The organism is Microbacterium sp. A84 (assembly GCF_051842815.1).
Taxonomy (GTDB): Bacteria; Actinomycetota; Actinomycetes; order Actinomycetales; family Microbacteriaceae; genus Microbacterium.
Genome location: NZ_JBPXMS010000001.1, coordinates 1,790,497 through 1,813,268, shown reverse-complemented (window position 1 = coordinate 1,813,268; position 22,772 = coordinate 1,790,497). Strand labels below are relative to the sequence as shown.

Below are 22,772 nucleotides of genomic sequence, written 5' to 3'. Positions count from 1 at the left end.
GTTGTGCTGTGGGAATGATGTTGCCGAATGAGCTGATCTGGGTAATGGAGAAGCTGGGGTTTGAGTGGCCGGATATTGACGAGGACGAGTTGCGCCGGGGCGGCGATATGGTTCGCGTGTTCCACGGTGAGCTGGAGTCGAAGATTCAGGTGATGGATCGCAAGGTCAACGGGGATCTTGCGATGGCAATGCGTGGGCAGGCGGGGCCTGCATATGTGAGCGCGTGGAATACGAACCGTTCACAGAATCTGCAGAAACTGTTGGATGTGCTCGGTCCTGTGCCGACGGGTGTCGACATCGCGGCTGATGTGGTCTTCGGTTTGAAGATGAAGGTCATCCTTGACGTGACGACGACGATGATCACCTTGGTAGCGATGCTGACGAACCCGGTTACGGCGTTGGGCGCGGGGCCGATGATGCTGATCAAGAAGAAGCTGTTGAATGCGGCGGTCGATATCGCGGTGGAGCAGGCGATGAATCAGGTGCTCCCGATGGTGATCGAGCCGTTGGCCGAGCACCTGCCTGCGGCGATTATGGCGGCGTTGGATTCGCCGATCGTTGAGGCTGTCGCGGGGGATTCTGAGGAGTTCTACGCGGATCTGCAGGCGTTGGAACACGCGGAGGGTGAGATGGAAATGCATGCGTCTGACGTCGAGACTTTGACGGAGCGGTTGATGGCAGATCTCGCCACGCTCAACATCGGGGGAGACTGATTATGGGTAAGGGACCAGGCTCCGAGATCGCCGACGCCATCAAGCATTCGCTTGATGGCGTGCCTATCCATGTGCGCCAGCTCGCGGATATGTTCCGCAAGCACGGCCGCAAGCAAGACCGCAACACGAGTGACGTTCAAAATCTCGACTCCGCGGACGTCACGCACCCGCTGCAGAACGCGTGGAGGCCGGACAGCAAGTGGGAGCCGAACGACGTCGTCGACGTCGGTCATGGGAACCGGCCGCATCCTTCGGAGTATCTGGATCAGTCCTACATCGATCAGCATCTCGACCGGTTCCAGGATGGTGCGAGCCGGATCTATATTTCCAGCAATCTGGCTGAGTATGGTCCAGGAAACAATGGCACCACATTCGTCTTCCCCACATCCGAGCTGAAGACGATCATCGACGAGACTGGCGGTGACGCACGCCAGCTGGCCATCCGTCTCGGCATGGACCCGGACTACTATCTCGGCGCCGATGGCCTTCCCGTCGCCGTGGAGATCCGCAACTTCGCTCCTTCGGAGCTCAGTAACCTTGATATCCCCCGCGGCAATGAAGGTGGAGCCAACCCGCAGTGGATCCCTGGAGGATACCTTCCGACAGGCGATCCGGAAGCAGTGATCAGCATTCCAAAGAGTGAACCAGGCCATTGGCCGGGCACGACCCAAGATTTGACGCTGCATTGATGGCCATCCACGCTGAGCCGTCAGATGCTCTGACGCCTTTCGGCCCTGTGTCGCTCCGTTTCGGCGCAGTCATCACGTTCAGTGGAGAGCAGCTCGTGGTCACCGCCGACCGGATCGTCGATGCCATCGAGTCCACGTTGGTGGGTGCCTCGTCGGCGGGTGATGGTCGCGATCAGTGGCTGCTGTCCGACGTTCCCGCCCTGTCGCGGGATGTCGCCTGGATCATCCCACTCTCATGGGAGCCGCCGTCATCCGACGGAGATCCGATGCGGGACCGCGCGACCCAGCTGTGGAGCGAGATTCGAGGGGCGTGCGAGCACCGACACGGCCTCCAGATCGGCATCGACCTCTCGCCCGATCGTGAGTTTGGGGGTTCCTACGCCGCAGAGCTCGCGCGGACCGGTGCGCGACGCGCAGACTGGTGGGCCTTCGGCGATCGGGCGGTAGTACTTGTGGTTTACGGTCCCCCTCTTCCCGGGCTTAAGACACTGATGGCGCTGCACGTCGTGCCCCGGAACTGGGTCTGGGATGATTCAACGCGTGACAAGGCGACTGCGATGAACCTCCGAACCGGCGACCTGAGCTGGTCATGGGCGGATGTCGTCAGGCTTGGAAGCCAGAAGGCGCAGGGGCTGGCAGATAACCTGACAGAGGCAGACGAAGAGGGGCAGGACTCATGACAGGTGCATTTGGGAACGTGGACGTGAAGATGGTTCCACGCATCTACGGTGCGAGTGAACTTGGAGTTCTGTCCATCACTGCTCCGGGGGACGCTCATCCGCGGGTGGAGTATGTCGGCGGCGAGCTCTTCGTTGGGCTGGACGCAGTCGGCAGCGGTGCCGCGATCACGCAGGGCCAGGCGGAGGGGTGGTCCCGCCCGTTCACGGACGCGGTGACCTCGGCGGCTTCGACCGCACAGGTACCCGAGCCTGTCGAGGGCGTGATCGTCGTTGATGATGAGGTGCTGGCGGCATCCGTGCTCGTCGACTCGGCGCGGCTGGCGGTGGTTTCACTCGCGGGTGCTCCGGTGGTGTTCGCGCTGTCACGGGACCGGCTGGTGATCGTTGGTGCGGATGATGAAGCCGGCATCGCACGCGTCTTGGACTTGGCTGAGGAACTGTATGACGCGGGCGGATCGCTCGTCAGCGCACACCCGATCGTTCTGGCTGACGGGGCGTGGGCTCCGTTCCCCTGGCGCGAGCGCTTCCCCTCGCTGGAGATGCGGTTTGAGCGGGTGCTGCGCCTGTTCAGCGTGCGTGCATACGAGGCTCAGACCGTAGCGCTGCAGCGTCCGGATGTTCACCTCGCCGATCCCAAGATCCAGGTACTCGATACCGGCGTCACGACCACGTTCGCGACCTGGCCGAAGGGCACTGCGACTCTGCTGCCGGTGGTTGACAATGTGGTCCTTGCGGATCCGTCTGGTTCGATCAGCGTGGCGACGATGAACGAGTTCCTCGATGCGGCAGGCGATGCCGTCACCCGCACCGGGCTGTCGCCGTTGCGCTACTTTGTGCCAGGAGCACCGCCGCGCTGACCGGGGAAGTCAGGCGGCGATGCCGAAGCGTGCGCGCCCGCCGAGACGCGGTGTGCGTGCGGGGTCGACGTAGGCGGGTGGGATGAACCAGACCCGTGCGGTGATGCCCGAACCGTCGATCCGGATTTCCCAGCCGTTGTCGTGGATGCGGTGGTGGCAGGTTTCGCACAGGAGGATCCCGTTGGAGAGGTCCGTCCGTCCGTGATCGCGTTTCCACCATCGCAGGTGGTGGGCTTTGGTCATCTCCGGCGGGAGGTTGCACATGGCGCATCCATCGTCGCGTTCGACGAGGGCGAGGCGTTGTGCCCGGGTGAAAAGTCGTTTCTTGCGGCCCCAGTCGAGGATTTCGCTGTCACCACCAAGGACACAGGGGATCACCTCGGCGCCTGCGGCCATCCGCCGAGCGGCGCCTGCACTGACGGGCTGGTCGATGCCATCGATCGTTGCTGTCCCGGTCCCGCCTACGAGGTCTTTGTAGTCGATGCGAACGATGACTGTCGCCCCGGCAACCGGGGTGCGTTCCTTGCAGCCGAGCACGTGAGAGCAGAACAGGGCGAGCGCATCGGCCTGCAACATGGCGACGGTGCGGTGGTCAGCATCCGGAGCATCCGGATCGGGGGCGTTTTTGCGTGCCGCGAACGCAGCGGACACATAACCGCGGAGCGCGGCGACGATCGGCGCACCGGTCTCGACGTCGAAGTCCCCGTCGAAGTGCAACCGCCCGCCACGCTCGTGGAACGTCAGCGAGCGCCTGCCACGCTGCTCATCCTCACGCGGTTCCACACCGTCTGGATCTAGCCAGGCTTCCACGCGGACTACGAGTCGGCGCACCTCATCGAGTGCGAGCCCGGGTGCGGTGTCGACCAGCATCCGTTCGCCCTCGGCGATCCGCTCCAGCCCGGCCGCGATCCGGCACCGCTCTAGTACTGCGATGATCAACGCCGCCGCCTGGGCGCTGAGCGTACCCGCCGTCATCGCCTCGCGGACGAGCGGGTACTTCGCTGGCAGGCGCGAACCCAGCAGGTCGGTGCGGATCGCGGTTGCCTCGCCCACCTTGATCAGACGCGACGCGTCCCCCGTCGACACACCAGTCGCCGCCGCGATCAGCTTCGCAGCCGAACGAAATCCCTGCTGCTTCGCCAGCGAGTCGGCGCCGAGCTCCGGCCGTGACTCACTCGCGATCCCCGCCGCCACATCGACATGCACAGCATCCAACCGACGCTGCAACAGACCGACCGCGTTTGTGGCCGCAATGAGCTGTTCCCTCGAAAGGCCATTTGCATCGCTGGCGTCCGCCCACACTTCATCAAGGCGAGTGAGCGCCTCGTGCAGAACGGTCAGCTGTGACATACCTTCAGCATACCGCAAGATCGATGCTTTGTCGAAGATTTGTTCTAAGCAAGGCAAGTAAGCTCACGACATAATGGGGTCTTACTGGAACGTGAGAAAGTATCACATTCGAATATTGAAACGAATGTAAGGGGGGATGAGTGAATGCGGTGGGCTGATCTCCCCATCGCGCACATCCCGTGACGCTCGGTAGCGTCATAGCCGGAGGTGGTTGCCGTGGGAATGATGTTGCCGAATGAGCTCATCTGGGTGATGGACAAGATGGGGCTCGAGTGGCCTGACATCGACGAGGATGAGGTGTGGACGGCCGCTGGCCTCGTGCGCGCATATCGCGATGACATGGAGACGCTGGTGCAGGCGGCCGATCGGCGCATCAACGGCGACCTCGCTGTCGCAATGGTCGGACAGACCGGCACCGCGCATGTGACCGGGTGGAATCGGAACCGATCCGAGAATGTCCAGCAGCTGCTTGATATTCTCGGGCCCGCAGCCACCGGCATCGACCTCGCCGCGGATATCGTGCTCGCGTTGAAGATCAAGGTGATCATCGACGTCACGATCACTCTCGCTCAGTTGATCCCGTTGCTGGCAGCCGGTCCGTTCGGGCTGGGTGGCGCCGCTGTGCTGATCCTGGCACGCAAGAAGCTTTTCTCGATGGCGATGGAGGCGACTCTCGAGCAGGTCATCAACCAGGTGCTGCCGCTGGCGATCGAACCCCTCGCGGAGCAGGTGCCGGTGCTGGCGATGGCGATGCTGGACGCTCCCGTCGTGGAGGGCGCAATTGGTGATGTGGACGAGTTCTACGCGGATCTCGTCGCTCTCGACCAGGCAGCCGAGGACATGGATGCGCACGCCGTCGATGTCGAGGATCTGACGGATCGACTGCTTGCAGACCTCGCTAACCTACAGATCTCAGGGGAGTGAACGATGTCGTCGATGAAGAAGCTGATGCGGGACCTCGTGGATGCCGTGGATGGCGCAGGGCGCGAGTTCAAACAGGGTTTCGCGGGTGCGTTCCGCAAGCGCGGTGGAAAACATCGAGCGGATGCCGACCTCATCCGCGGCGTGGACCGGAGCAAGCGGGACTATGAGCCACGGCACCGGGGAGACGGCAAGAGCCCCGCATCGCACGCGAAAGATTACGACATCCGCGAGGATGTCCGGCTTGGTGTCGAATCCATTGGGAACACACCGCGACACCGTGACCCGGACTACAACTCCTCTCGCGACCTCGGTCTGTCGCTGGGCAAGGACGTTCGCGCGCTCCCAGGCGACGTCATCGACGAGATCAAGGACGTTCCGAAGACCGTGCCGAAGCAACTCGTCGAAGAGCTGTACGAGGATGCGATCGGGCAGGACAACCCCGATGAATACGGTGTGGGCCCGGGTGACATGAGGTTCCTTGCGCCCGCCAGTGAGGCAGGTGATCTGAGTGCCCTGAGCGCCGCCGAGCTCGAGGTCCGTTTCGGTTTGGAGCCGGGTTCGCTCCGCGGCGCGACGGTCAAGTTCGAGACGATCCCCGGCTCACGGTTCGTCAGCGTCAAGATCGATGCTCCTGACGACTGAAACGGATTGCTGGGACGTCACGTGGGAAGTGCTACCCATGGTCAGCGCCGGGCCGGAAACGTACAGTCGAGCCTGGAGGTGCTGACGTGGGAATGATGTTGCCGAATGAGCTTGTCTGGGTGTTGGAGAAGCTGGGTTTTGAGTGGCCGGATATTGATGAGGATGAGGTGCGTCAGGGCGCGGTTTTGGTGCGCACCTTTGGCTCGGATTTGGAGACGGTGATTCAGTCTGTGGATCGCAAGGTCAATGGTGATCTTGGTGGTGCGATGAAGGGTCAGACGGGTCCCGCGACGATGAGCGCGTGGAATGCGAATCGTTCGCAGAATCTGCAGAAGCTGATCGACATTATGCCGCCTGCGGCGACGGCGATGGATATCGGTGCGGATGCGATTTTCGCGTTGAAGATGAAGGTCATTGTTGATGTGACGACGACGTTGGTCACGTTGGTGGCGATGTTGACGAATCCGATTACCGCGTTGGGTGCGGGTCCGATGTTGTTGATCAAGAAGAAGCTTCTGAATGCGGCGGTGGATATCGCGGTGGAGCAGTTGTTGAATCAGCTTTTGCCGATGGCGATTGAGCCGATGGCGGAGCAGTTGCCTGCGGTGCTTGACGCAATTTTGGATGCGCCGATGGTGGAGGGGTCTGTGGGGGATTCGGATGAGTTTTATGCGGATCTGCAGGCGTTGGAGGATGCGCAGTCGGAGATGAAGGTGCATGGTGCGGATATTCAGACGTTGACGTCGACGTTCTTTGCGGAATTCTCCGCACTTGATTTCGGAGGGGACGCCTGATGAGTGCGGCAGCGAAGTCGGCTTTCCGGGAGCTGCGGCAGGCGGTTCTCAACGGGTTCGGTCATGCGAAGGACAAGCTGCCTCAGCTTGCGGACAACATGAATGACCACCTCGACACCGTCATCAAGCGGGTGCGCGACAAGGACAACTACGACGGCAAACCGGACACCCCAAACAGCACCAATCCGCACCGCCCCGGCGACGGAAATAACGGCGGTGGAAACAACGGCAATGGAAACCCCGGCGGCGGGAACAACGTCGATGGAAACAACGGCGGCGGAAACCCCGGCAGCGGACGCAACGACGGCCGCGACGAACGCGGTCGCTTCGTAGGGGACGGCAACAGACCCTGGGTCGACCGTGAAAAAATCGGGCTGGACAACGTCGCCGACGACCTGGGGGTCGATATCATCCGCGACCAGGTGGCGTCGAGACACCCCAGCACGGGCGAACAGGTTCGTTTCTTCGATGGCCTGTTCGAGAACCCCGACGGGACGTACACCGGTGTCGAGATCAAGAGTGGTTCGGCTGGTCGCAGCCCGGCACAGAATCTGTTTGACGGAGCCGTTAGTGTAGAGACGCCCGCTATCGCGCATCTGCCGAATGTCGGGCAGATCGACATCATCAAAGTCATTCTGAGGAACGTGCCATGACCCGAGATACCCATGTGGTGGAGTCCAACGGATTCAGTCGGGGTCCGCTCGTAGACATCATCCGACCGTACCCAGATCAGCTCCGTTTCGCACTGAACCGGATGAACGGCACTTCTTTATGGGCCTACAGCCTGTGGCGTGCCCCTGAGGATGCGAATCTGCTCGAGGACATCCCTCTCTCCGACGAGTATCTGCAGAGCGCCGGCACGGCAGAGGCGATGACGATTGAGATGCGCGCCTTTGACGCCGACGGCGTTGCCCATCAGTACACCGTCGGCAAGGCCGGCGACGAACCGGCGGCGGCACCGACCGAAGTGATCAGGTGGGACGAGGGCCGTCACAGCACGACCGTGTACCCGAACGAAGTGTTCACCGCTGACGAGGCCGCGGACGTCTTCTACGCGTACTTCCTGACTAACACGGTTGCCGAGCCGTATATTCTCCGCGAACTCGACCTGTCCTGACATGACCTCGCCACCGCCCGGCGCGGCCGACTGACAGCGCCCCGATCCCGCGGAGCGGTCTCCCACGTGGCAGGATGTTTCCGAGGGGGGCATTACGTGACTGATCTGAATCCTGCTTCGGAGCCTGACGAGGTCGCCAAGGTGATGGATGCGAAGCATGTCGCGCCACTTCGCCTCGAGTTCGCCGGCGAATGGCACGACCTGCCCATCGAGAAACCGTTCATCATCGGCCGCGAGGGTGACCTCGAGATCGACGACAATCCATATCTGCACCGACACTTCCTGGAGTTGCAGCACCGTGACGGCCTATGGTGGCTGGCCAACATCGGTGTGCGTATCGCGGCCACGATCTCCAGTGCCGGCGGGGCGGTTCAATCGTGGCTGTCACCGGGGGCGCGGATGCCGCTCGTCTTCGAGCGCAGCGTGATCGTGTTCACCGCTGGCCCCGTCACCTATGAGCTGAGCCTGCACACCGAGCAGGCCCCTTACGAGGTGTCGCGACAGGTCGAGGCGTCGATGAGCGGCGAAGAGACGGTCATGCCCGCCAGTTTCACACCGTTGCAGAAACAGCTCATGGTCGCCCTCGCCGAGCCGATGCTGCGCCGTGAGGGCGTGAGCATTAACGAGCTGCCGTCATCGAGCGTCGCTGCCGAGCGGCTCGGATGGACGATGAGCAAGTTCAACCGCAAACTCGACAACGTCTGCGACAAGCTTGACCGCATGGGAGTGCAAGGCCTTCGCGGTGGCCCGGGCAAGCTGGCGACTAACCGTCGTGCGCGCCTGGTCGAGTACGCGGTGACCACACAGGTGGTCACCCGCGCGGACCTTCCTCTCCTCGATGACGAGGCACTGCGCAATCAGAGCGATTCCGACGTTGGCTGAGCAGCCTGCTCAGCGCATCGCGTCGGCGAGGTGGCGTGAGTCGGTGCTGAGCACCTTCACCATGATCCCGCGCTGACGCAGATCCGTGATCGTACGGGTCTCTTCATCGCGGTCGCGGCCCAGCGCGTGCACGTTCGTGACGACGAGCACGTCACCCTTCTTCATCGTCGGGATGAATCGCGCGAGCCGGTCGCTCCAGCTCTCCATGATCTCGGGCGCCGGATGCCGGAACCCCTCGATCGGAACCCCGAAGCGGGTCAGATCGTCGCGCTGTTGCACGACCGACGGCATCCCCTCGCGAGAAACCACCAGCCCGACCAGGCGCGAATCTGCGGGCCGTGCGTGCCACCAGTCATGGTCGTGCTGAAGCTCCGTGAAGCATTTCGAGCACTGAGTTGCCGCGTGCGGCAGATGCAGCGGGCTTGTCAACGGCTCGTCGTGCACGGACCCGGTCGTCACATCAGTTGAATCACTCATCGTCGCACCTCCTGCACCCATTCTGCCTTGAAAGGGGGCGACGGGATGGTCGGATTCGATGATCGGTGCAGAACTAGAGAACCCCGAGCGCCCGCACCGCCTCGCGCTCTTCCACGAGTTCGGCGACAGAGGCATCCACTCGCGCTCGCGCCCATGCATTCAATTCGAGGCCTTCGATGATCTGCCACTCGCCGTCGATCGAGCGCACGGGGAACGAGGACATCAGCCCCTCGGGCACGCCGTACTCGCCGTGCGAGACGACTCCGGCACTGGTCCAGTCGTCCGTCCCCTGCACCCAGTCGCGGGTGTGCTCGATTGCCGCGTTCGCGGCCGACGCCACAGACGACGAACCACGCACCTCGATAATTTCGGCGCCGCGCTTCGCGACCCGCGGGATGAAGGTCTTCTCCAGCCACGTCGAGACATCGCCGACACGCTCCGCAAGTGCCTCGAGAACCGGCCGCCCGTCGACTGTCGCGTGCGAGACATCCGGGAACTGCGTCGCCGAATGATTTCCCCAGATGGGCAGGCGGCGGATGCTCGAGACCGGTGCATCCAGCGCCAGGGCGAGCTGCGCGCGGGCGCGGTTCTCGTCAAGTCTGGTCAGCGCAGTGAAGCGCTCGGCGGGTAGTCCGTCAGCGGATGCCGCGGCGATCAGCGCGTTCGTATTCGCGGGGTTGCCGACCACAGTGACACGCACATCGGCTGCAGCATTCTCGGCGATCGCCTTGCCCTGCGGCCCGAAGATTCCGGCGTTGGCCGCCAGCAGATCGGCGCGCTCCATGCCGGGACCGCGCGGCCGGGCGCCGACCAGTAGTGCGATGTTGCATCCGTCGAAGCCTGCGGCAGCGTCATCGGTCACCTCGACGTGTTCGAGCAGGTCGAACGCGCCGTCCTGCAACTCCAAGGCCGCACCTGCTGCGGCCTTGAGCCCCTGGGGGATCTCGAGCAGCCGCAGCCGCACCTTCTCGTCGGGACCGAGCAACGCTCCTGCGGCGATGCGAAACAGCAGCGCGTACCCGATCTGCCCGCCCGCACCTGTGATTGTGATTGTGGTCGACATGGCTCGAGCCTACGACTGGTGCTCACGTACACACAGCGCGCGCGGTAATCTCGTCGCATGACGTTCAATCCTGATGCCGACATCTCGGGCCACAAGACCCGGCGCCCCGGGCGTACGGTCGCGGTCGCCGGCGGCGGCATCGGCCTGATCGGCATCATCGCTCTGATCGCGGGTCCGCTGCTCGGCATCGACCTGTCCGCTTTCGTCGGCGGTGGCACGCAGGGCGGGGAATCGAGCTCAGAGGAGAGCACTTTGCTCGCCTGCGAGAGCGGCGAGGATGCCAACACTCAGGATGACTGCCGCATGGCGGGCGCCCAGCTGATGCTCGACGAGTACTGGACGAAGCATGTCGAGGGCTACACGCCGCCGCAGCTCTACGTCTTCCATGGTCAGACCTCGACGCAGTGCGGCACGGCATCCAACTCGGTCGGTCCGTTCTACTGCCCGCCGGAGCACGGTGTGTACATCGACCCTGACTTCTTCCAGATCATGCGCCAGCAATTCGAGGCATCCGCTGGCAACTTCGCACAGCTCTACATCGTGGGCCACGAGTGGGGCCACCACATCCAGAACATCACCGGCACGATGGACGCCTACCCGAACAACGGCAGCGGCCCCGATAGTAACAGCGTGCGCACCGAGCTGCAGGCCGACTGCTACGCCGGCGCCTGGCTGGCGGATGCCACCACACTGACCGACCCCGAAGGGCGCCCGTACATCGAGACGCCGACCGAGGCCGAGATTACCGACGCGCTGAACGCGGCGTTTACCGTCGGCGACGACCACATCCAGGAGCAGTCCGGCTTCAACAACCCCGAGTCCTGGACGCACGGCTCGAGCGACCAGCGTCAGCGCTGGTTCGCGAGTGGCTACGCGAACGGGCTCGACAGCTGCGACACGTTCGCAGTGAGCGCTGATCAGCTCGGATAGCGGCTCTCCTCCCGCAGTCGGCGGGCACTGCGCGGTACGGTGAAGAGGCTGCCAAAAGGCGGGGTTTCATTCATCGGGGGTTGAATATGAATCTTGACGCGCTGTATCCAGCGATCGAGCCGTACGACAGCGGGATGCTGCTCGTCGGCGACGGACAGCGCATCGCGTGGGAAGTCAGCGGCAACCCGGAGGGGAAGCCGGTCGTATTCCTGCACGGCGGCCCTGGTGGAGGAACCGCACCGTGGCATCGGCAGTTCTTCGATCCGCAGAAGTACCGGATCGTGCTGTTCGACCAGCGCGGTTGCGGCAAGAGCCAGCCTCATGCGAGCGATCCGGGCGCCGATCTGCGCTTCAACACCACGGCGCACTTGATCGCCGATCTCGAACTGCTGCGTAAGAACCTCGGCGTCGAAAAGTGGCAGGTCTTCGGCGGCTCGTGGGGGAGTGCGCTCGCGCTCGCCTATGCGCAGGCGCATCCGGATTCCGTGACCGAGCTGATCCTGCGCGGCATCTTCACTCTCCGCCGTATGGAGCTGGAATGGTTCTACGAGGGCGGAGCGGGGGCGCTCTTCCCCGACCTGTGGGAAGACTTCATCGCGCCGATTCCGATTCTCGAGCGCAATCACATGATCGAGGCCTATCACCGCCTCCTGTTCGATCCGAATCCCGCCGTGCACGTACCTGCCGCGAAGGCGTGGTCGACGTGGGAAGGGTCCACGATCACGCTGCGACCGGATACGGACAAGGTCACGGAGATGACTGAGGATGCCACGGCGGTCGCGTTCGCCCGCATCGAGAGCCACTTCTTCGTGAACCGTGGCTGGTGGACCGAGGGTCAGCTACTGGCCGGGATGGACGCGATCCGGCACATTCCCGCCGTGATCGTGCAGGGCCGATACGACGTCTGCACGCCGATGATGACCGCGTGGGACCTGCACCGCGCCTGGCCGGAGGCGGAGTTCGTCGTCGTCGATGACGCAGGTCACGCGGCATCCGAACCCGGCATCCAGAGCGCGCTGCGCGACGCGACCGATCTCTTCGCCGACGACTGACGCTCAGGCGCGAAGCGCCTGGAACAGCGTCTTCGCCAAGCCCAGGATCCCGCCCGTTGCGCGGAAGCGGGTCAGCCCCTCGCTCACGACCGCGCCGGTGCGCGCGGTGACAAACCACGGGGGCTTCGGCAAGATCGTAAAGCGTCCGCCGCCGTTCGCCATAGGCAGCGATCGCGGGAATGGGCGGAACGGGCCGCGAACCACCGACCGCTCGACGTTGTCCAGCAGCAGGGCGTTGTGCACCACGCTGAGCCCGCTGCCAACCTCGTCGATCGTGTTTCCGGGGAATGCGCCCCACGTCAGTGTCGGCGTGATGAAGCCGAAGGCGGTCCAGGCGTTGATCGCGATCGACCCGTAGTGCAGCTCAGCGATCGCTCGCCCGAACCCCGTGCCGAGCGATTCCTGCGTTGCCGGATCGATCAGAAGGTTCGCCCCGAGCGTGCCCTGAAGCTCGTCGTTCGCGTAGGCGATAGCGGCATCCAAGAACGTCTGGCCGGCGCCGGCGACCTCGACAACCCCGAGCACCGGAGCGAAGTACTCGGTGCTCTGCAGCGCGCTCGCGTCGTCGCCATCGCCGATCTCGACGAGCAGCCGGTCGCCCAGCACGAGGGCGTCGGGGTAGTCGTCGCTTGCCTGCTGCATGCGGTCGCCTGACCCTGGGTACCAGATCGGACGCTCCGGAGCCTTCGCATAGGCGCGGCGCAACGCCACACGGAACGCATCGCGCTGAGCCCAATCGGACGACATGATCACGACTTGGCCCGCGATGCAGTTGTGTCCGCAGTTCTGCAGTCGCATCGTCGCGATGTGCTCTGCGTGGAAAGTGAGATCGGCATCCGTCCACTCGCCGGGAACCACGATGATGGGCGAAACGCCGCCGAGCTCGGCCGTGATCGGCTTCTTCAACTGCGGCCGGTTCTCCCGGCGACGGCGCTTGCCTGCGGCGCCTGTGCCCCACACGATCGTGTCGAAGGTCGCCGCCGATCCCGTGATGTGCACGTGGACCAGCTTCTTGTGGGCCGTGAGGAAGGCGCCGGTTTCACCGCTGCCACGCACGATTCGCAGAAAGCCTGGCTCGATCAGTGCCGCCAGGGCGTGTTCGAAGATCGGCACCAGAGCATCCTGCGTCGGGTTCACTTTGAGTAATGCGACGCGGTTGTGCGCGAGCAGTTCGTACAGCACATCGAGCACGGGGATCGAGGTGACGTTGCCCGCGCCGAGTACCAGGCCGACTCCGCCGGATTCTGTAGGAGTGCGCTGGGCCAGGCCCGCGCCCGCACGGGCCGACCGCGGCGTCGTGCCCGGTGTGAGCCACACCTCGCCGGTGAAGCCGGAGAGCAGCACCTTGTCGATGCCGGTCAGCGGGAATGCGTGCACGGTTGTGCGGCCGCCCGGCGCGCGTCCGAGCTGGAGTCCCTCCAGGGGATTGCGGCCCTCAGCCAGGCGCGACAGCGTCTCGATGTACGCATCGAGTGCACCCAGGACGCTGTATGGCCCTGCAAGCCACTCCTCGCCGCGCAGCGGGTGGCTGCCGTTCAGTCCCTTGGACATCGCGGCCGTGTGCGCCCACTCCTCTGCAGAGGCGGCGACCGCCGTGCGCACGGCACGCAACAGTGTCGCGCGCTGGCCGACGCCGAGAGCAGACCAGGTGCGCGAGCCCGTCTCGAGCTCGTCGATCGCGGTGTCGAGACTCGCGCGTTCAGCGTCAGTCAGACCAGGCGTGGCAGCGGTCGCTGACGTCATCGGGATCTCCTTCGGGCCGGTTGTTCCAGCTTATGCGGGCTGAGCGGTTGAGGCCTCGACATCGCTTCGGCGCAGGGGGTATCGCCGGAGGGGGATGAGGCTCAGCAGCATCAGGACGGCTGGCAGGATGCTGAAGCTGAGCACGATGCCGGTGACCGCGGCATCCGGCTGCACAGTATCGACACTGGCGACGCGGGAGACGTAACCCGTTGCGGCGAGCATGAGTGCGACGGCGGTGGCACCCAGCGCGAAACCGACGGTCTCGCCGGCGGTCCAGATGCCGGTGAACGTGCCGGCTTGGCCCGGGCCGCTTGTGCGCTCGTCATGCGAAATCACATCCGGCAGCATGGCCATGGGCAAGGACTGCAGGCCGGCATAGGCGACCCCGGCGACGGCCACTGAGGCGTAGATCCACGGACCCGGTGCCCACACCGCGATGGTGATGGTCGCGGAGGCGACCAGGAAAAGGATGCTGGCACCGAAGAATGCCCGCTCCTTGCCGATCCGATTCGCGACTGCCGTCCAGCCTGGCGTCGCGAGTAGCGCAGGACCGACAAGCGCGACGAAAAGCAGCTCGACTGCAGCCTCATCGCGAAGTACCCAGGTCGCGACGTACTGCGCACCGGCGAGCATGGTGCCGGTGGCGAGGGCCTGCAGCAGAAAGGTGCCGAGCAGTGCTCGGAACGCGATACTGCGGCGCAGCGCCCGGAACCCGGAGAGATACTGATCTCGAAGGCTGGATGCTTCCGCAGGCTCCAGGGGTGAAGCGGCAGTCGGCGGAGCAGCCGTCGCCGCAGCATCCGTCGCGGTGCGACTGGCGACAAGCATCCCGATCCCGATCGCGACACCGGCGACGATGCCCATCAGCAGGTAGCCGGTGACCGGATCGCCGGTGGCGCGGCGGAGCATGGGGCCGCCCGCGCCGAACAGCAGAATCGCGGCGGTGAGCACGACTACGCGCCAGCCGAGCAGTCGGGTGCGTTCGTCATAGCTGCGGGTGAGCTCGGCCGGCAGCGCGACGTATGGCACCTGGAACAGGCTGAACGCCGTCGCGGTACCAAGGAACGCCAGCAGCACGCAGGTCGCGCTCGCGACCGGTCCCCAAGACGGCGGTACGGCGAACGTCAGCGCGAAGAAGACCGGCAGCGTGAGCGCGCCGATCACCATGAATCCGCGTCGAGATCCCGTGCGGGCGAGCTGGCGATCGGATGCCGCGCCGATCAGGGGATCGATGATGACGTCCCACACCTTCGCGGAGGTGACGATGAGCCCAGCGGCGAGGGCGGCGACACCGAGGTTGTCGGTGAGGAAATAGGTCAGCACGAGCCCGGGCAGGGTCGCGTAACCGCCGGTGCCGAGCGATCCGATCGCATAGTTCACGATCGTGCGCGGGGACAGGCGGGCGGAAGCTCGTTCGGGTCGAGCGCCAGTGCTCATCGCGCCAGTGTAGCGCCGGAGCTGTGTCAGATCAGGGAGAGCTCGCGAAGCTTTGACTCGACATCGTCGTTCGAGGGCTCGACGTGGTGCGAAGCATCCGGGTACACGACGACCGGGATGTTCATGCGCCCGGATATTTCCTTGGCGACGTCAGCGGCGGCAGGCTCAGCGACGAGGTCTACGTAGGTGTACTCGACACCGAGCCCATCGAGCTGCTTCTTGGTGCGGATGCAATCGCGGCACCAGTCGGCGCCGAACACGGTGATGGTGTCAGAAGCAGGAGAAGTCATACCCCAAGGATAAAGGGCTTTAGAGGGGTGAGGACGCGACGAAGTGCCCCGGCGTGACTTCAACAAGCGGGCCGTCGGCAGCGGATGCTTCGGCAGCTGGCCGACTCGCCACATGAGCGAGTCGCTCGCGCGCACGCTCCGGATCGGGAACCAGCACCGCTTCGAGCAGGCGTCGGGTGTACGGATGCTGCGGAGCATCGAACAGCTCTGCCGTCGGTGCGAGCTCGACGATGCGTCCGCGGCGCATGACGGCGGTGCGCGTTGCGATCTCTCGCACGACGGAGAGATCGTGCGAGATGAACAGGTACGTGAGGTCGAACTCGCGCTGCAGCTTCTGCAGGAGGTCGGTCACCTGCGCCTGGATCGACATGTCCAGCGCCGAAACCGGTTCATCGCACACGATGAAGGCCGGTCGTGGTGCGATCGCCCGTGCGATGGCGATGCGCTGACGCTGTCCGCCGCTGAACGCGCGCGGTCGCTTGTGCACGGCATCCTGGTCGATCCCGACCGCCGCCAGCGCTTCACGCGCGATGGTGGCTGCGGCATCTGCCGGGGTGCCCCTGGCCGTCAACGGCTCCATCACGCTGGCGAGCGCTGAGCGATGCGGGTTCAACGCCGAGTAGGGGTCCTGGTGGATGACCTGCATCTCACCGCGCCGGGCGTAGCGCTCGCGCCGCGACATCGTCGACAGATCGCGTCCGTCGTAGACGACTGAACCGGCCGTCGGCTGCTCCATCTGCAGGATCAACCGCCCCAGCGTCGACTTCCCGCTTCCGGACTCGCCGACGACGCCCAGGGTTTCACCGGCGCTGATCGTCAGGCCGACCCCGTCCACGGCATCCAGAGTGCCGGTCCGCCGACCCCAGGCATTGCGCACCTGGTAGGTCTTGCGCAGGCTCTCGACGCGGATGAGCTCGCTCATAGGTCGCTCCCGTCACCGATCGCCGACAGCAGTGACTGCGTGTACGGATGCTGCGGAGCGCGGAACAGATCGTCGACGCCGGCGCGTTCGACGATCTCACCGGCCTTCATCACCGCGACCGTGTCGCACAGGGCCGCGACGACGCCGAGATCGTGCGTGACGATCACGACCGTGAGGTCGCGCTCCGCCTGCAGTTGCCGGATCAGCGCGAGAATCTCGGCCTGCACGGTGGCATCCAGAGCAGTGGTCGGTTCGTCGAGCAGCAGCAACCGGGGGCGGGCGAGCAGCGCCATCGCGATCATGGCTCTCTGGCGCAGCCCACCGGACAGCTCGTGCGGAAAGCGTGCGAATACGCGCTCCGGATCGGGAATGCGAGCGGCGCCGAGCGCCTCGATCGACAGCTGTCGTGCGTCTCGTCGTGACACTCCCCGGCGCCGGCGAGCCACTTCGACCAGGTGCGCGCCGATGCGTACCAGCGGATTGAACGAGGTCAGCGGGTCTTGGAAGACCATGGAGATCGGCAGCCGGGAGTGGTCGTAGCGATCGGTGACATCTGCACCGTCGAACTCGATGCACGACCAGGTGCGCTGGGCACCCTCGGGCAGGATGTCCATGATCGCTCGCAGCAGCATGGTCTTGCCGGATCCGGATTCTCCGACGATGCCGAGAATGCCGCCGGCGGGCACGTCGAGCGTCTGCTCTTCGATGACACGGAACGGGCCGCTGCCGGTGGGCAGGTCGATCGTGAGGCCGGCAATATGCAGCAGATTCATCGGGGGCCCTCCTCGCTGACTCTGCGGCGCAGCGCGTCACCGAGCACGTTGAACGACAACACCGTCAGCATGATCAGGAGCCCCGGCACGATCGCGAGCAGCGGGCTGCGCGCGAGGCTGCCCTGAGCCGATTCGAGCAGGCTTCCCCAAGACGCCATCGGCGGTTGGATGCCGAGACCGAGGAAGCTCAGCGCGGCCTCGGTGAGCATGGCGGCGGAGATCGTCGCGGTTGCGGCAACGATGATCGTGGGAGTGGCATCGGGCAGCACATGACGCCACACGACCGTGGGCGGACGGACGCCGGTGAAGCGGGCATAGCCGACGAAGGTGCGCTCGCGCAGAGACAGCGTCTCCGCCCGGACGAGCCGTGCCGTCGGCATCCAACTGAATGCGCCGATCACGACGATGATCGTCCACAGGCCTGGACGCAGGAAGACGCTCGCGACGATCACAAGCACCATCCACGGGATCGACGAGAGGAAGTCGACGAAGCGCATCAGCACCTCGTCGACCCAGCCGCGCGCGTACCCGGCCGTGAGGCCGACGATGACGCCGATTGCTGTCGAGGCGAGCATGGCCAGCACGCCCACCATGAGCGAGATGCGTCCGCCGTAGATCACGCGGGAGAGATAGTCGCGGCCGACGTCGTCGGTGCCCAACCAGTGCGCAGCGCTCGGACCCTGCGAGCGGATCGCAAGGTTCGTGCTGTCGGGGTCGAGGGGGAGCAGCGGCGTGATCAGGCTCACGACGACCAGAAGAACGAGGAACACCGCCGCGGCGATCTCGGAGGCCGAGCGCAGCGGACGCCTGCGGCGCATCGGGTGCGGGATGATGACGGGAGTGGTCATGCGCCTGCACCTCCGAGTCGGATGCGCGGATCGATCAGGACGTAGAGGATGTCGGCGATGAGATTGCCTACGATCACCAGCAGGGCGGACAGCAGCAGGATCGCGAGGATCACCGGATAGTCGAGGCTCTTCGTCGCGGCGAGGAAGTACGGCCCGATTCCCGGCCAGGCGAACACGGACTCGGTGATGATCGCGCCGGTGATGAGCATCGGCAGCGCGAGCCCCAACTGGGTGACGATCGGCAGCAGCACGTTGCGGCTGACGTGCACGCCGAGGATGCGCCGAGGCGGCGAACCATATGCACGCTGGACGAGCACGTAGTCCTCAGAGAGCTGGCTGATGGTCGCAGATCGCACGTACCGCGACAGCTCAGGGAAGAATGCGAACACCAGCACGGTGAAGGGCAGCACGTAGTGCGCGAGGAAGTCGAGCGGATCGCCCTGTTTGCCCACCGTGTGCATGCCGATGATCGGGAACCAGCGCAGCAGGTATCCGAAGACGTAGATCATCAGCAGCGCGAACCAGAACGACGGTGTCGCGATACCGATACCAGCGACCGAGTCGATGATCCGATCCGCCCAGCGGCCTTTGCGGGAACCAGCAATGAGCCCCAGCACGATCGCGATGACCAGGGCGGCCACGTACGCCGGGGCGATGAGCAGGATCGTGTTCGGGATGCGGGCCGCCAGCTCAGAGCTGATCGACTGACGGCTGGTGAGCGAGTAACCGAAGTCGCCTTGGAGCACGTTGCCGAGCCAGAGCAGATACTGCGTGATCACGGGCTGGTCGAGTCCGAACTTCGCTCGCATCGCGGCGACTGTCTCGTCGGACATGTTGGGGGTGGTGATCGAGTCGACGACGTCATACGGCGCGAGTTGGATCAGCAAGAAGACCACGAAGGAGAGCAGGAGCAGCATCGGGACGACCTGTATGAGTCGCCGGATGATGAACCTGGTCACGGGGATGCTCCTTCTGTCGGATTACTGCTCCGACGGGCAGACGGATGCCGTGAGTCGGCGCTGTGCGCGACCCACGGCATCCGGAGGGATTACTTCTCGGTCAGCAGACCGAAGTTCTCCAGCGTGTAGATCGGAACGAGACCAGCCTCTTCCACCCCGCCGATGCGGGGGTTCACGGCGAGGATCTTGAGGTTGTCGGTGATCGGGTAGATCACGGCATCCTCGGCGATCTGTGCCTGAAGATCATCGTAGATCGCGCCGCGTGCGTCGGCATCCAGTTCTGCCACACCGGCATCGAACAACGCGTCCGTCTCGGGGTTGGCGTAGTGGAAGAAGTTCGACGAAGCGCCTGAACGGAACAGCGCGCTGTACGCGTCCGGGTCAGCGCCCATGATGTAGCCGCCGAGGAAGGCGTCGTACTTGGCGTCTGCGCCCTTCTCGATCTCGGTGTAGATCGATGCGGCCTCGACACCGGCGAGCTCGACCGTGACGCCGGCCTGCTTCAGCTGCTGCTGGATGAGTGTCGCCTGGGTGGTCTGCGCCGGGTCGGAACCGGAGTACGCGAGCGTGATGGTGAGGCCGTCAGCAGCGGCGGCAGCATCCAGATTCTGCTCGTACTTCTCGACATCTTCCGTGGCGAACGCGTTGCTCGGCGGGAGGATCGTGTACGCGTTCTCGTAGTACTCGTCAGACAGGTAGGCCGCGTCGTTGAGCTCGTTGCGGTCCAGCGCGAACATGAGCGCCTGGCGTACATCCTGGTCGGTGAGCTTCGCGAGGTTCAGGCCGAGGTAGGCAACGCGACCCTCCGAGTAGGGGTAGATGTCCAGACCCGCGGCGGAGAGTTCGTCGATCTGGTCGGGGGTAGCGAACGAGGCATCCGCTTCACCGGTCTGCAGAGCGGTCTTGACCGTGTCGGCGTTCGGGACGATCTGCAACGTGAGGTTCTTGATGTTCGGCGCCTCGCCGTAGTAGTTCTCGTTCGGTTCGAACGTCAGGTACTGCCCGCGCTCGTAGGCGGTGAGCACGTACGGACCGGAGCCGACGGCGATCGGATCGAGCTCGGCACCGGAGAAGTCAGTGACCTCGCCGTAGATGTGCTCGGGGATGATGTAGGTCTCGGTGGCGATGTTGCTGAGAGCTGCGGCACTCACCGAGGGGAGGTGGAAGACGACGGTGTGCTCGTCGGTGGCCTCGGCGGTGACGGGCTGGTCGCCGACCCAGAGCAGGTCAGCGGCGCCGTTTTCACGGATCGCCTTGTTCGTGTACGTGAACACGACATCGTCCGCGGTGAGCGGCTCGCCGTCGGACCAGAGCAGGCCCTCCTTGAGGGTGACCGTGACGGAGCGGCCGTCGGCTGCGGGCTCGATGGTCTCGGCGAGTTCGTTGACCACGGTGCCATCGCCCTCGACGCGTGCCAGCGGCGAGTAGACGAGATTCGTGGTGGTCAGACCCCACCGGTCGCCGACGTTGATCGGGTTCAGTGACGTGGGATCGCCGCCGATCACATAGGTCAGAGAGCCGGTGGCGGCAGAAGAATCGCTGCCGGTGTCGGAGTCGGTGCCCGTCCCGGCCGCGCAGGCCGTGAGGGCAAGGGCTGCGGCTGCGATGAGCGCGGTGAGACCGATACGTGTCTTCGTCATGGATGTCCTCAGCTGTGTATACGCGCGAATGCGCACTACAAGGCTAAGCGCGTGCGGGCGTGGGATATTCCATGGTGTCGCTCTGTGACGCGGTGGGGCTTCGACGGGTGCGTTCTCAGCGGGCGGACGCCATGGCCGGCTGGTAGCCGGCGGAGATGGCATCCAGCGCTCGCCGGAGTGACGTACTCGAGGTGTGCGCGGTGTAGGGGAAGTACACGACCTCGACGCCGACCTCGGCGAACTCGCGTTCGAGGCGCAAGCCTTTATCGGTGCCGCGCCAGTCATCGCCCTTGAAGAAGTGCGTGAAATGCACGTCGCGCCAGGCATCCATCTTCTGCGGTGCTGTCTCGACGTAGACGTCGTCGACGAACGAGATGTGGCGCACGATCTCGGCGCGCTCAGCGGTCGGAATGACAGCTTCGATGCCCTTCACCTGCCGCAGCATCTCGTCGCTCACGACGCCAGCGATCAGCACATCGCACTGCTGCTTTGCGTGGCGTAGAAGATTCAGATGCCCGACGTGGAACAAGTCGAAAGCTCCCGCGGCATAGCCAATACGCGTCCCCATGATCTCCCCAGACCATTCATTCCCCAGAAAGTGGCCCCCACGGCCACGCACGACCCCCAGAGTCGTACTCGGTTAGCTTAGCGCTTGCGGCGGCTGCTGTCACCGTCGGATCGCAAGCCGTGAAACGATGGATGCTGGTAATGCGAGCGCCGGGGAGGAGGGGCACGTGAGAACTTCAGTCACAGTCATCGTGCCGACCTTCAACGAGCGCGATAACGTCGCCGAACTCGTCGCGCGCATCGGTGCGGCGTTGAGTGGTCGCGAAGCGGAGATCCTCTTCGTCGATGACAGCTCGGATGGCACGGCCGCAGAAGTCACGCGGGTTGCTGCTTCAGCTGACCTGCCGGTGCGGGTCATTCATCGTGAGGTGAACACCGGGGGGCTGGGCGGCGCGGTCGTACTCGGTCTTTCAGAGGCCGCCGGCGACATCTGCATGGTGATGGATGGTGACCTGCAGCATCCGCCCGAGTTGCTGCCGATCATGCTGGAGCGGTTCGAGCAGGGTGACGCTGATGTGGTCGCGGCATCCCGCTATGTCGGCGGAGGCGATTCTCGCGGACTGGGCACCGCGTTGCGATTCGGTGTCTCGAGGGCGGCGACTTGGCTGGCAAAGGCGATGTTCCCGCGGCGGTTGATGCGCAGCACCGACCCGATGACTGGCTTTTTCCTCGTCGATCGGCGCCGCCTCGATGTATCGAATCTGCGCCCGCAGGGCTTCAAGATCCTGCTCGAGATCCTCGCGCGGTCTGACGTGCGCATCGCAGAGGTTCCAATGGAGTTCGCCGAGCGTCGCAATGGCACGTCGAAAGCGACGCTGCGCCAGGGCGCTACTTTCGCCCTGCACCTGACCCGGTTGCGGTTCGGCAAGATGTCGCTGTTCGCGATGATCGGTGTCATCGGCGCAGTCGCGAACCTCGGCATCATGTGGATTCTCACGACGATGGGCATGCCCTACATCTGGGCGGCGATCATCGGAGCCGGCGCGACGATCATCGGCAACTTCCTGTTGCAGGAGCGGTTCGTCTTCGCTGATATGCGTCAGGATGCCCGCGGCGCCTGGGCACGCTTCGGCGCTTCGTTCAGCTTCAACGCCATCGAAGCGGCGTTGCGCATTCCGATCATGGCGCTGATGGTCGAGACCTGGCATATTTCCAGCGTGCTGGCCACCGCGCTCTCGCTGATCGTCGCGTTCTTCGCGAGGTTCCTGTTCCATTCGCTCGTCGTGTACGCGCCGCGACGCGGGCGCGCGTCGCGAGCGGATGCTGCGGTGGATGCCACGGCGGTTTCCGAGGCGCAGCCGGACACCGCGGCGCAGCGGATCATTCGGGCTATTGATGCTGAGGCGATGCGACCCGGAGAGCTCTAGGCGAGAAGCTCGCCCTACGATGGAGGGGATCGGCATCGCGCCGGAGCTTGTGGGGA

Annotated in this window: 25 protein-coding genes; 13 read left to right on the top strand and 12 right to left on the bottom strand. The window is 64.5% G+C overall.

Going from position 1 to position 22,772, the window contains the following annotated elements:
* Positions 1–14 precede the first annotated feature (14 nt).
* Genes ACSU04_RS08715 through ACSU04_RS08700 form a run of 4 tightly spaced genes read left to right on the top strand, consistent with a single transcriptional unit; the run spans position 15 to position 2,939 of the window.
* Positions 15–713 carry a hypothetical protein gene (locus ACSU04_RS08715; RefSeq protein ID WP_439289127.1) on the top strand — a complete coding sequence of 233 codons (699 nt, stop codon included), beginning with the start codon at positions 15–17 and terminating at the stop codon, positions 711–713.
* A 2-nt stretch (positions 714–715) separates the two neighbouring features.
* Positions 716–1,402 (top strand): hypothetical protein, encoded by a 687-nt coding sequence (locus ACSU04_RS08710; RefSeq protein ID WP_439289126.1) that lies wholly within the window; start codon positions 716–718, stop codon positions 1,400–1,402.
* On the top strand, positions 1,402–2,082 hold the full coding sequence (locus ACSU04_RS08705) for a hypothetical protein (protein WP_439289125.1): 681 nt from the start codon (positions 1,402–1,404) through the stop codon (positions 2,080–2,082). Before ACSU04_RS08710 ends, ACSU04_RS08705 begins: the two co-directional genes overlap by 1 nt.
* Before the next feature lie 29 nt (positions 2,083–2,111).
* Positions 2,112–2,939 (top strand): hypothetical protein, encoded by an 828-nt coding sequence (locus ACSU04_RS08700; protein WP_439289442.1) that lies wholly within the window; start codon positions 2,112–2,114, stop codon positions 2,937–2,939.
* Positions 2,940–2,948: 9 nt separating this feature from the next.
* Here the strand turns inward: ACSU04_RS08700 and ACSU04_RS08695 are convergent, their stop codons facing one another.
* On the bottom strand, positions 2,949–4,289 hold the full coding sequence (locus tag ACSU04_RS08695) for a DUF222 domain-containing protein (RefSeq protein WP_439289124.1): 1,341 nt from the start codon (positions 4,287–4,289) through the stop codon (positions 2,949–2,951).
* A gap of 222 nt (positions 4,290–4,511) precedes the next feature.
* Between ACSU04_RS08695 and ACSU04_RS08690 the strand changes: the two genes are divergently transcribed.
* The 6 genes from ACSU04_RS08690 to ACSU04_RS08665 all read left to right on the top strand — a co-directional run bounded on the left by ACSU04_RS08690 (position 4,512) and on the right by ACSU04_RS08665 (position 8,648).
* The gene (locus tag ACSU04_RS08690; protein WP_439289441.1) at positions 4,512–5,213 is read left to right on the top strand and encodes a hypothetical protein; all 702 of its coding nucleotides are present in this window, start codon (positions 4,512–4,514) and stop codon (positions 5,211–5,213) included.
* Positions 5,214–5,216: 3 nt separating this feature from the next.
* Complete coding sequence (locus ACSU04_RS08685) at positions 5,217–5,855, top strand: hypothetical protein (RefSeq protein WP_439289123.1); 639 nt, start codon at positions 5,217–5,219, stop codon at positions 5,853–5,855.
* 92 nt (positions 5,856–5,947) lie between these two features.
* The gene (locus ACSU04_RS08680) at positions 5,948–6,649 is read left to right on the top strand and encodes a hypothetical protein (protein WP_439280454.1); all 702 of its coding nucleotides are present in this window, start codon (positions 5,948–5,950) and stop codon (positions 6,647–6,649) included.
* Positions 6,649–7,302 (top strand): hypothetical protein, encoded by a 654-nt coding sequence (locus tag ACSU04_RS08675; protein ID WP_439289122.1) that lies wholly within the window; start codon positions 6,649–6,651, stop codon positions 7,300–7,302. Before ACSU04_RS08680 ends, ACSU04_RS08675 begins: the two co-directional genes overlap by 1 nt.
* A complete protein-coding gene (locus ACSU04_RS08670; protein ID WP_439280305.1) occupies positions 7,299–7,766 on the top strand; it encodes a hypothetical protein in 468 nt (155 codons plus the stop codon). Before ACSU04_RS08675 ends, ACSU04_RS08670 begins: the two co-directional genes overlap by 4 nt.
* Positions 7,767–7,910: 144 nt before the next feature.
* A complete protein-coding gene (locus tag ACSU04_RS08665) occupies positions 7,911–8,648 on the top strand; it encodes a hypothetical protein (protein ID WP_439289440.1) in 738 nt (245 codons plus the stop codon).
* Positions 8,649–8,657: 9 nt separating this feature from the next.
* Here the strand turns inward: ACSU04_RS08665 and ACSU04_RS08660 are convergent, their stop codons facing one another.
* On the bottom strand, positions 8,658–9,125 hold the full coding sequence (locus ACSU04_RS08660) for a recombinase family protein (protein ID WP_439280306.1): 468 nt from the start codon (positions 9,123–9,125) through the stop codon (positions 8,658–8,660).
* A gap of 73 nt (positions 9,126–9,198) precedes the next feature.
* Complete coding sequence (locus ACSU04_RS08655; RefSeq protein ID WP_439289121.1) at positions 9,199–10,188, bottom strand: malate dehydrogenase; 990 nt, start codon at positions 10,186–10,188, stop codon at positions 9,199–9,201.
* A gap of 57 nt (positions 10,189–10,245) precedes the next feature.
* Between ACSU04_RS08655 and ypfJ the strand changes: the two genes are divergently transcribed.
* Positions 10,246–11,118: a KPN_02809 family neutral zinc metallopeptidase gene (gene ypfJ / locus ACSU04_RS08650; protein WP_439289120.1), complete on the top strand. Its 873-nt coding sequence runs from the start codon at positions 10,246–10,248 to the stop codon at positions 11,116–11,118.
* A gap of 86 nt (positions 11,119–11,204) precedes the next feature.
* On the top strand, positions 11,205–12,170 hold the full coding sequence (gene pip, locus ACSU04_RS08645) for a prolyl aminopeptidase (RefSeq protein WP_439280310.1): 966 nt from the start codon (positions 11,205–11,207) through the stop codon (positions 12,168–12,170).
* A 3-nt stretch (positions 12,171–12,173) separates the two neighbouring features.
* Here pip and ACSU04_RS08640 read toward each other — a convergent pair whose 3' ends face one another.
* The 9 genes from ACSU04_RS08640 to ACSU04_RS08600 form a co-directional block, all read right to left on the bottom strand.
* Complete coding sequence (locus ACSU04_RS08640; RefSeq protein WP_439289119.1) at positions 12,174–13,913, bottom strand: aldehyde dehydrogenase family protein; 1,740 nt, start codon at positions 13,911–13,913, stop codon at positions 12,174–12,176.
* Positions 13,914–13,943: 30 nt separating this feature from the next.
* Positions 13,944–15,350, bottom strand: a complete 1,407-nt coding sequence (locus ACSU04_RS08635) for an MFS transporter (RefSeq protein ID WP_439289117.1) — start codon at positions 15,348–15,350, stop codon at positions 13,944–13,946.
* Positions 15,351–15,376: 26 nt separating this feature from the next.
* Entirely contained in the window at positions 15,377–15,640 is a 264-nt protein-coding gene (locus tag ACSU04_RS08630; protein ID WP_439280313.1) for a glutaredoxin family protein, read from the bottom strand.
* 19 nt (positions 15,641–15,659) lie between these two features.
* Positions 15,660–16,562 (bottom strand): ATP-binding cassette domain-containing protein, encoded by a 903-nt coding sequence (locus ACSU04_RS08625; RefSeq protein WP_439289116.1) that lies wholly within the window; start codon positions 16,560–16,562, stop codon positions 15,660–15,662.
* Positions 16,559–17,335 (bottom strand): ABC transporter ATP-binding protein, encoded by a 777-nt coding sequence (locus tag ACSU04_RS08620; protein ID WP_439289115.1) that lies wholly within the window; start codon positions 17,333–17,335, stop codon positions 16,559–16,561. The genes ACSU04_RS08625 and ACSU04_RS08620 overlap by 4 nt, the downstream gene beginning before the upstream one ends.
* On the bottom strand, positions 17,332–18,183 hold the full coding sequence (locus tag ACSU04_RS08615; protein ID WP_439289114.1) for an ABC transporter permease: 852 nt from the start codon (positions 18,181–18,183) through the stop codon (positions 17,332–17,334). The genes ACSU04_RS08620 and ACSU04_RS08615 overlap by 4 nt, the downstream gene beginning before the upstream one ends.
* Positions 18,180–19,142, bottom strand: coding sequence for an ABC transporter permease (locus ACSU04_RS08610; protein WP_439289113.1), 963 nt, complete (start codon positions 19,140–19,142; stop codon positions 18,180–18,182). Before ACSU04_RS08610 ends, ACSU04_RS08615 begins: the two co-directional genes overlap by 4 nt.
* Positions 19,143–19,231: 89 nt before the next feature.
* Complete coding sequence (locus ACSU04_RS08605; RefSeq protein WP_439289112.1) at positions 19,232–20,782, bottom strand: ABC transporter substrate-binding protein; 1,551 nt, start codon at positions 20,780–20,782, stop codon at positions 19,232–19,234.
* A gap of 115 nt (positions 20,783–20,897) precedes the next feature.
* A complete protein-coding gene (locus ACSU04_RS08600) occupies positions 20,898–21,350 on the bottom strand; it encodes an adenylyltransferase/cytidyltransferase family protein (RefSeq protein ID WP_439280319.1) in 453 nt (150 codons plus the stop codon).
* 127 nt (positions 21,351–21,477) lie between these two features.
* On the opposite strand from ACSU04_RS08600, the gene ACSU04_RS08595 reads away from it, so the two are divergent.
* Entirely contained in the window at positions 21,478–22,716 is a 1,239-nt protein-coding gene (locus ACSU04_RS08595) for a glycosyltransferase (protein ID WP_439289111.1), read from the top strand.
* The last annotated feature ends 56 nt before the right edge of the window (positions 22,717–22,772 follow it).